At 56.4% G+C, this 9,314-nt stretch carries 4 protein-coding genes and 1 pseudogene; 1 reads left to right on the forward strand and 4 read right to left on the reverse strand.

The window, feature by feature from the left end:
• The first annotated feature begins 15 nt into the window (after window positions 1-15).
• Window positions 16-5,655: an nSTAND1 domain-containing NTPase gene (locus ABIB06_RS23640; protein ID WP_354069234.1), complete on the forward strand. Its 5,640-nt coding sequence runs from the start codon at window positions 16-18 to the stop codon at window positions 5,653-5,655.
• Window positions 5,656-5,897: 242 nt separating this feature from the next.
• Here ABIB06_RS23640 and ABIB06_RS23645 read toward each other — a convergent pair whose 3' ends face one another.
• The 4 genes and pseudogenes from ABIB06_RS23645 to ABIB06_RS23660 form a co-directional block, all read right to left on the reverse strand.
• Window positions 5,898-6,614 carry an abortive infection family protein gene (locus ABIB06_RS23645; protein WP_354069232.1) on the reverse strand — a complete coding sequence of 239 codons (717 nt, stop codon included), beginning with the start codon at window positions 6,612-6,614 and terminating at the stop codon, window positions 5,898-5,900.
• A 737-nt stretch (window positions 6,615-7,351) separates the two neighbouring features.
• Window positions 7,352-8,029, reverse strand: a complete 678-nt coding sequence (locus tag ABIB06_RS23650; RefSeq protein ID WP_354125639.1) for a 3'-5' exonuclease — start codon at window positions 8,027-8,029, stop codon at window positions 7,352-7,354.
• A gap of 92 nt (window positions 8,030-8,121) precedes the next feature.
• Window positions 8,122-8,985, reverse strand: a complete 864-nt coding sequence (gene istB, locus ABIB06_RS23655; protein ID WP_502918121.1) for an IS21-like element helper ATPase IstB — start codon at window positions 8,983-8,985, stop codon at window positions 8,122-8,124.
• A pseudogene (locus ABIB06_RS23660) lies at window positions 8,985-9,314 on the reverse strand (IS21 family transposase); the annotation flags it as partial. The pseudogene ABIB06_RS23660 and the gene istB, both read right to left, overlap by 1 nt.

Here is a 9,314-nt window from a genome sequence, read left to right on the forward strand (position 1 = left end):
GAACGGAGGTTGCGATTGAACAAAGAAGGGGATCGCATTGGTGATAACGCCATTCGGGTCGAGGGCAACGTTGTCGGTTCCGCTCTTATAACGGGCGACGGAAACGTAATCACAATCGTCTACTCGGGCGACTTTGTTCGAACTCGCCAATCACATGCTCCAAACCCATACAAAGGCCTTCAGGCGTTTGATGAGACATCTTCCGAATTTTTCTTCGGTCGCGAGCGCGTCGTTGACCGCCTGATCAAGCGACTGGCGCACTTGACGTCGACCGCGGCGGCCGGAACGACCCGGCTGCTTACGATTCTAGGCCCTTCGGGTTGCGGTAAAAGTTCCGTTGCCCGCGCCGGCCTGCTGCCGGCCTTAGCTCAAATCGATGCGCCCTGGCTTCGAGAAGCAAGCGTCGCAATTCTTCGGCCGGGAAACGATCCTATCGAGTCGCTGGCGGAATCTTTGGCACGGTTAACAACCGGCCAGGCCAATCCATCAGCAACACGGATTGAGTTTGCCGCACTGGTGCGGGAACGCGCCCGACTGGGCGCACATGATGGCCTGTCACTAATCATGCGCGCCCATTTCCGAAGTATAAAACGGGTGATCGTTCTAGTAGATCAATTCGAGGAGACTTACACTCTTTCGAAACCGCAAGATCCCGGAAATCAGGCGCAGATTCAAGCTACCAAAGCAGAGCGAGATGCCTTCGTGAATGCGTTGCTGCATGCCGCGGCAGAACCGAAAGGCTTGATTTCTGTCGTTAGTACACTGCGGAGCGATTTCTTAGGTGCATTGAACGAGCACCCTGAACTGAGCAGCACAGTCGCTACCACCCATGAACTATTGCCATCCATGGGTCGCGAAGACCTCCGGCGGGCTATAGCTGAGCCAGCGCGTGTGGCGCAGAATTCCATCGAATCGGCGACCATAGAACGCATTCTTGACCAGGCAGAGGGCGAGACTGTCGCTCTACCCCTTGTGCAATTCGCATTGGAACAAATCTGGGAAAGGATGCGCGATGGTTTGTCCCCCGCCGACACATTAACGTCCCTCGGTGGTATCGGTGGCGCGTTGGCGAGTCGCGCTGACGAAGTTTTAGCGGCACTCCCACCCTATCAACAGAAGCTGGCTCAGCGCGCTATTCTTATGGCGGTTCAGCTAGGCGATGTCGCGGCACGCGACACGCGCAGACGCGCTTGGCTCGACGAGATCGTACCGGCGGGCTGTACTGAACGAGACGTCCGCGACGCGGTTGAGCCCTTTGTCGAAGCGAGATTGCTCGGCATTGGCGCCACCGATGTTGGTCGCGTCTGGATCGAGCTTCCACACGAAGCGTTGATCCGTCACTGGCAACGTCTGTACGGCTGGCTAGAAACGCAGAGGGAGGATCTCCGCTTTGGTCGTCACTTACAAACGGTCGCCTCCGGATGGGATCGCGCGAAGCGTCCGCGTGGCAGTCTTTGGCGCGCCCCTGATCTCGATCTTCTCCGACGTTACGCGATACGGAACGAAGGTACCTTAACAAAACTTCAGTCGGCATTCCTTGCTGCCTCAGAGCGGCAGTCCAAGCTCGAATGGTGGCTCATCAGAACGGGTATGGCCGCCATTTTGGCACTTGCCATAGCCGCCGGTTCGCTGGCCTTTGTTAGTTCGCATCAACGCGACGTGGCCGAAAGAGCCAGATCTGAAGCTTCTAAACAACGCGACGACGCTCTTCGTTCGCAATCGCTATTCTTGGCCCAAACATCAGCGACCCTCGCACAGAAGAATGAAACTCGCCTCGCCGCCTTCGCTGCTATGAAAGCTCTTGGACTAGAGCCACAAGAAGCCCGACCCTATGTACCAGAGGCCGAAGTCGCACTAACGATGGCGCTCGAAGGATACCTCGCTCGAGGACAGTCGCTTGGCCATAAGGGCCGCCTCATCGGCCTGGATGCCAATCTCCAGGTAGATCGAGTTGCGACGGCCGGAGCGGATGGCACATCCATCTTGTGGTCCTATTCAGACGGGCGCTCGATCGCAACAATGGCGCGGTGTGAGCAAGACCGACGAGACGGGACGCAAGTCAATTTTGTCAAATTCAATCCTTCTGGCAACGCTATCGCCTCTCTGTGCTCAGACGGTACAGTGTTGGTGAGCGAGAGTGACACCGGAAAGGAAATTTGGCGATTTAAGTTACAATCCACTCAGGGCGAGAGAGCCTGGGGAAATGCCTTGAAGCATGCGGCCTTTAGCTCCGATTCTCAATTGCTGGCGGTTGGCGATGACGCGGGGCGCCTTACAGTATTTCGAGCGAACGACGGTGTGCTGATAAACCAATTTTCAGGCCACGGCTTTTTAAGCCAACAGGGCGACGTAGATTTTGTAGATGTCGCCTCTCTAGGTACGCGCGTACTGTCGGCCTCACACGACGGAACCGTACGAATTTGGAAAATCAAGTCGGCTGACGATCCAGTCGTTCTCTCAATGCAGGTTTTGGATCGCCAGGGTCGGAATGAGCTCCCCATCGTGCCGGTTGTCATCACTTCCAACATGTTCGCAAATCACGTGAAATATGCGAAGTTCATCGCGCGCGATTCAATGGTGGTAACGCTTTCAACGGATGGCATCGCCAGACTTTGGAATGCGGATACCGGCGCAAAACTTCAAGAGTTTGGTTCAAGTTCAAGGCAAGTCGGACAGGTCGCCACGTCCGCCGAAGGAAATAGCGTAGCTTTAGCTTGGAAGGATGGATCAACCGATATTATCGACGCATCGTCTCTTAGTACGATCAACACTTTTGAGACCGGCAAAGACCCCATTGCGGTAGCCTTTTCCAAGAATGGAGCTTTATTAGGAGTTCAGTCGAGAAACGCAGTTGTCGTTTATTCCCTGAACCCAAAGCCATCGATACGCTACGAAACGCGAGTTGGCTCGGTCATAGGCTTTCAGTTTACGAATGCTTCCGAGATCCTAGTAGCCGACGCGCTCGGTCGCATAAACGTCCGAGATTTTGTTTCGAATGCTACTCGCAGCATCGCCAATCACGTCGGGCCAGTAGCGGATCTTATCTTTGGCCCTAATGACGCTGTTCTTATCTCTGGTTCAACTGACGGCACGATTCGCGGTTGGACAGAAGGTGCCCTCACTTCGCTCGGTCCCATCGCAGAGCCAGGGCGCCCAATCAACCGGATCGTGCTGTCGAAGGACCAATCAAGACTCCTTCTCATTTTCGCTGATAACTCACTTGAAGTCTGGAGTTCAGAGAAGCGAATTCATGTATCAAGCCTGGATAAACCAAAGAGCGACGTTCTCGATGCAGCCTTCTCCTTAGATGGCTCGCTAGTCCGGGCGGCTCTTCAGAATGGAGAAATTCAAAGCTGGTCTAGTGAAAATGGTCAGAACACGACCATCATTCCAGGTTCACACCCGTTTACTGCTGCGAAGTTTTCGCAGGACGGTGACAGCATTGTGGCCACGGATGCGGCGGCGGGAATAGAAATCTACAACTGGACTTCGCAAACCCAAGAGACGTTTTCGACCGGGCAGCGCATATCAGATGTTGCGATTAGCTCAAATGGTACATTGGTCGCGTACGCTGACGAATTGGGTGCCGTCTCGATTCGAGGGGGTGTGCTTCCTAACAAGCAAACCGCTTTGTGGCCGCGTAGATTTCCTATTCAAAGCATAATATTCGACCACTCCGGTGAACGCCTAGCGATCGCATACGCTGACGGCCAAGTCTTCGTTCATAGAGAGGGAGAGCCAACTCAGACGGTTGCCGTAGATCCAGTTGAAGGTCGCGTGCTGTGTTCCCTCGCGTTTAGTCCCGACGGCCGACAGATTGCCCTCGGTTACGACGACGGAGCAATTCGATTGCTCTCGGTTGGTTACTCACACCCACTTCTCGTGAACAGGTTCACAGGGCACGCGGGCCGCGTGACAAAGCTCTTGTTCTCGAAGGATGCAACAACTCTGTATTCTTCTTCTACCGATCATACTATTCGGTCGTGGTACACCTTCCCAACCTTAACGGCGCTTGGAGCGTTTGCCCGCAACCTCAATCTACCTAGCATCAGGCCAACCGAGCAACGTGAGCTGGCGTTGCAGTCAGTAACGGAAAGCCAAAACTCACCTCCCCCCGGCCGAATAGAAGCCAGCGCTCCCTCGACCGAATGCGATTTCGTGGCAGCCCATCCGTTTGACTTTAATCGCATAGTCCAAAGCATCGTTTGGGATCGATTGGACGGTCGTAAAGCACTCGAATCCTGTAAACGCGCGGTTCAAGACGCCCCCGACAACCTCCGCCTTTGGTTTCAACTCGGTCGCGCCGAGCAACGCTCCGGAACACTAGAGAACGCTCAGAAAATTTTTAGCGATTTGGCAGGCAAGAGCTACACACCGGCTTACGCGGCTGCCGCTGATATATTGCGAAAGAAAGGCAAGTTACGCGAAGCTGTGCAGCTATACAGAATGGCCGCTGCCCAGGGCGACCCACGAGGCATGTATCAGCTGGCTTGGGTTTTCAAACAGGTGTACGAATTCCGACAATCCGAAATCAATCCCGATAGCTATATATCGCAAGCGGCAAACAGCAAGCATTGGTTGGCCGAAACAGATTTGGCCCTTCAACTCATGAGAGATCCTGAGAGATTGGACGCATCACGGGCAGCGCAGCTGTTGTCCGACGCTCACGGCAACGGCTTTGAGTTCGCTGGAGCTTTATTAGGCCAGCTTTGGGTCGACGGTTACCTTGGAACCAAAGACAACAATTTAGCACTTAGTTACTTCCGAAGTGCGGCTCAGGCGGGCGATGGGTTGGGTTTGTTCGGCTTTCAAAAATTGAGAGGTGCGCTGGCGACCAATCAGCAAGGCATTCGGATGCCGCTATGGGATCGGCCTCTTCTTCCTACACCTCGCACAGGAGAGGCGATATCTAAGTGTGACAACCTAGCCGCCATGCCTTTCGACCCAGGCAAAGTAGTGGATGGAGTGTGGTTTAGCGACTTGCGCGCGGAAGCAGCAGTAACTGAATGCCTCGCTGAAATTGCTCGCTCGCCTGAGGTGCCACGACTGAATTACCAATTGGGGCGAGCGTATGCAAAGCAAAATAACAATGCGGAAGCGATTAAATATTATTCGTTGGCTGCAAAGGCGGGGTATCCCATCGCACGATATGCCCTCGCCATTGCCTACAGAGACGGAGAAGGTGTCACGTCTAGTGCCGGCAAAGCGAAGGATGAATTTTTAGATCTAGCACAGGGAAATTTCCCGCTCGCCAATGTGGCGTTGGCCGAAACTCTTATAGGAGACCGCTCATTTGCAATCGACCTCGGTCGCGAGGATAAGTCGGAGATTCTCAGAAATTTAGAAACCGCCGCTATGTCGGGATCGCCTGAGGCGCACGCAAGACTTTCAGATTTCTACACGAACAAAGGGACAAACATCACGGGTGGCGGCGAAAACGGCTTAAGAGGTTTGTACCACCAAATTATTGCGGAGGTGATTTATGCGCGGTTCGGCTTATACAAGAGTGAAGCATCGGTAGCGGCTCGCCGCGAGGAGATGTATGGATACTTTTCGAGTGCTCAAATTGCGGAAGTCTGGCGACGCGCAGCTGCTTGGGTGCCGGGAACGCCATTCCAATACGACCACGGGATAATGTTAGGAAGTGATCAGTGATCTCAAAAGAGTTAGCTTCCTTTTGCTAGGGAGCGCCATACAATAAAATCAATCGCGTCCGTCAGGCCCCACCCGATTGGCCACCACTGTTACCATAGCGCGGTGGTGCTGGCTTTTGCTGCCTCCGACGAACAACGTGGTTGCGGCCCATCTTCATGTTGGGCCTCAGATCTTGCGGCGTAGCTCATCTGGCGCTCCCCAAGCGCCGTGTGATGCGCCTCGACCCACGCACTCCGAACGGGTTAACCCTTCGATTTCCTTTCCAAATAGGTCTCGACCAGAAACGTCGCGATGGCGCCGGAAGTGTTAACGGCAAGGCTGGCATGGCGCGACGAGGGCTTAACGGGCTTTCCTCCTCGCCCGTGAGAGTCACTGAGACGGTTTCGGAGCGTGCCGATGCCGTTGACCAGCGTCATGGCACCCCCGAGGATTGCCTTGATAGGTTCCTCCGTGTGCTGATCAGGGGCGAGAGTCAGCGCCTTCGCTGCCATTGAATACAGCTTCGGCAAATCTTCCTTGTCTGAATAGGTAAGAGGGATGTCGTCCAAGATGCGCTTGCACACGGTTTCGAGCAGCGTCCTGGCCACAGTGATTGCCCCTTCAGGGTCCGCGTTGCGGCGGCTTAGCGCTTTGCTCCAAATTGCGTGCACACCGTCGGCATCAAAGGACTGAAGGGCATCAGATACCACGGCATCACCCGGAGTGCGGTTGCGGCCTTCAAGATGATCCACCAAGGGTGTGAATGCCTCGCCTATAATACGGCGACGATCAGCATAGGTGCCGGCCTTTTCCTTGATAAAGGGCCAAAACACATCGAGCGTGCGACACGTCCGGACGAATGGCGGCAAGAGGTCCTTCATTTCCGGGTCAGCGATGAAATCGCGGCGCAGCTGCTCATAATCATGAGTGCTCGCCGTCATGTCGCCGGTCGCGCGCGCAACCAGAAGATTTTCCAACATCGAAGCGCGCTCAAGGGGGTCGGCAGGGAGTTCAAATCCGAAGGAATTAATATATTTTACCATATGGATAAAAGGGGTAGCCGACTCGTCGTAAGCCCTGATCCCGACATCTCGGACCAAAGGCCCCTCTTTAGGGGTCCGCTTTCTTTACCACGGATCGAGCTCTGCCGGACGAGTCCTCGTAACATTGATGCTGGTCCACTCCAAAGTATCGGTACGGTTGGATTATCGATGACGAGACGCTAAATGGGTTCCCTAAGATGGAATGCGATATTCTTGAGCGCAATATTATCGCTGTCGATGACGATCGAACATGAGGCGGTCTCGTAATCCATGGCAGGGCAGATTCTAGCGGGCATTTCGTCTGTGTTAGCCGTCCAAGATAGGACGGCAGCGAGAGTGACGAGCGGAACGTGGATTGAACGGCGCACGAGTGCTTCTACTCTGATGTAAAAGAGAAAGATCGCTGCTCAGCCAGGCAATGCAATCGGCCTCGGCCCCCCGGAAGGCCACAACAACCTCCTACAGCGTGCCGGCGCGTCAAGGCGCCTCCGGACCCGCGATTGCCCGCGACGCGTGCGTGGTGACCGTCCTAGCGCCCTAGGAGGCCTTACTTTTTGGGTAACCGCGGCAGGTCGAAGCCCAGTCAAAAATAATTCTGGGGGAACGCGTCTATACTACCGGGTGATGGCCGCCACGTTGCCGGCCGACGGCCCCCAACAACGGGCATCGGTATCTCACACCAGCCCGGCACCAGCTTGACCGAGAAACCGGGAAGGCGCGTTTCCCCAACGATCCGGCTCGGCGATATACATCAGAATGCGTTCCGCACGGGTCACCGCAACATAGAACAGCCGTCTCTCCGCATCCATGTCCTCGGCACGGAAGTGAGGAAAGCGGCCCTCGCGCAAATTGATGAGGGCAACTGCTCCGTATTCCCGGCCTTTGGAATTATGGATGGTCGTCAGCCGGACTGCCCGGTCGGGCGACGCAAACAGCCCTAAATCTTCGATAGTGAGATTCGCAAGGTCGACGCGCTGCGCGATCATATCGGCCTTCATTTCCTGAACGGAGGCGTAAAACAGCCCGGCATGCGCTTGGTCGATCAATCCATCCCGCTGAAGAATCGCGCCGGTGGCCTGGGACATCGCGTCTAGCCACCGCACCGCTCCACCCGCTTGCGCCAGGCGCGACGCTTCGCGAAGAAGCCGCACCAAGGTCACGCGTCCTGTGTACGTGAAGATTTCGAAGCAGATCCGCGCGGTCGCCTCCTGCACCGCATGAAACAGCGCGCGCTCTAGCTGGCGGATATTGTGTGCTCCGGGGTCTACAATGTAGCCGCACAACTGCTCCGCCAGCGAAGCGAAAAGCCGGGACCGCCGATACGGCCTTGCTCCGGGACCGACTACGGGCACGCCGAACTCCCTCAACAGCCGTGAGAGAGGAAACAAGGGCGCCCATTCCCGCGCGAGAATGGCGGCATCGCCAAGTTCTATGCCCTCATCTGTCAATCGGCGTTGGACTGGGACCCCCGATCGGCGTCCAAAGGGGACCCCTTCGATCGGCGAGTCTTGATGGTAGCGCTCGCGGCGTCGGAGCTGGCCGGGGTTGCGGAGACGGCGCGAGCGCGGGTTGTTTGATCGTCGTCGCGGCTTTTAAAGCGCCAGCTGTCGTTACCGGTCTCGACGATATCGCAGTGATGAGTCAGACGGTCGAGCAGCGCGGTCGTCATCTTGGCATCGCCGAACACGCTCGGCCACTCGCCGAATGCCAGATTGGTGGTGACGAGGACGGAGGCGCGCTCATAAAGCCGGCTGATGAGGTGGAAGAGAAGCTGACCGCCGGACTGGGCAAAGGGCAAATATCCGAGCTCGTCCAGGACAATGAAGTCCATGCGGGTTAGGTGCTCGGCAAGCCGGCCCTGTCGCCCGTTGCGGGTCTCGGTCTCGAGGCGGTTGACGAGGTCGACCACATTATAGAAGCGGCCACGAGCGCCGGATCGGATGCAGCTTCGCGCGATAGCAATGGCCAGATGGGTCTTGCCGGTGCCCGTTCCGCCGACCAGGACGACGTTGCGTTGCTGGGCGATGAAGCCGCCGCCGGCGAGATCATTGACAAGCGTCTGGTTGATCGGCGTGCCGTCGAACTGGAAGTCGGCGATGTCTTTGGCAAGCGGCAACTTGGCGATGGTGAGCTGGTATTTGATCGAGCGGGCCTGCTTCTCGTTGATCTCGGCCGAGAGCAGATCGCCGACGATGTGCTGGGGTTCGTGCTGGCGCTTGACGGCGGTCGCCATGATCTCGTCGAACGCGGCCTTCATGCCGTAGAGCTTAAGCTCGCCCATGAGATCGAAGATTTGGGTTCGTTCCATCAGTTTGTCCTCCGGAGGTTGTCGTAGCGGGCACAATCGGCGATCGGCGCATGGCGGAGCGTCAACGCAGCCGGCGTCATGATGTTGGCCGGTGGGGCCGGTTCACGTTGCCGGGCCAGGATGTTGAGAACGACATCGGCGGAATGGACGCCGTGACCGAGCGCTTCGGCACAGGCGGCTTCCACCGCCGGTAGGCCGTCAGTCAGCACCGCATTGAGGATATCAACCATCTGTCGATTGCCATCGTCGACACCGGCGAGTTTGCGTCGCACACGCTCAATCGCTGCGGGCAGTACCCAGTCCTTGAAGGGAGCGCCATTACGCAAGGC

It is taken from the genome of Bradyrhizobium sp. LB8.2 (assembly GCF_040548035.1).
GTDB lineage: Bacteria > Pseudomonadota > Alphaproteobacteria > Rhizobiales > Xanthobacteraceae > Bradyrhizobium.